The sequence below is a fragment of the Glaciimonas sp. GG7 genome (assembly GCF_052976905.1).
This window is the reverse complement of record NZ_JBRIIQ010000230.1, coordinates 1-650: the sequence shown is the minus strand read 5'-3', so window position 1 is coordinate 650 and position 650 is coordinate 1. Positions and strand designations below refer to the sequence as shown.

Below are 650 nucleotides of genomic sequence, written 5' to 3'. Positions count from 1 at the left end.
AGCGTGCCCGACAGTATCGATCCCAACACCAATCAAGTGATTCCGGCCCACATCACAGGCGGCACTGGCCTGTCACAAAACCTGCTCAATAACCTCACCGGCAACCTCGCCGGAAATACCCAAAAACCTATCAGCGGCAACGCCAGCGGCGTGACCAAAAGCGCGATTAGCGACGGCAGCATCACCATCACCGACAACGAAGGACAGCTTCAAAAAACAGGTCAGACAGCCGACGAAATGATCGCCAGCGTCAACCGCGACACCAGCAGCGCTGACGGTGCGATCGGTAAAATATTCGATCTCAAAGAAGTACAGCGGCAACAAGAAATCGGCAAGCTCACCAGCGAGATCGCCCAACAAGCCGCACCCCTCCTGTATCAAAAGGTCGGTGACTATCTTGATCAGAGCAAAGCAAATACTCCCGCAAAAGTCCTCGTCCACGGCTTGATCGGCGGACTAATGACCAAAGTGATAGGCGGCGAATTTGCCACCGGCGCGGTGGGTGCAGCAGCGGCTAAGTTAGCGGTGGAAACCTTTGGGAAAGATATCGAGCAGATCGCGGGACTCTCTACTGAGGATAAGAATGCTCTCACGCAGTTAGTGGGATTGGTGGTGGGAAAAGCGGCGACGCAAGTGGCCGGGGGCACGGC

1 pseudogene is annotated in these 650 nt (G+C 55.7%); it reads left to right on the top strand.

The annotated features are described in order from the left end of the window. Nucleotides 1-650, top strand: a pseudogene (locus ACVBEF_RS21320) (hypothetical protein); the annotation flags it as partial.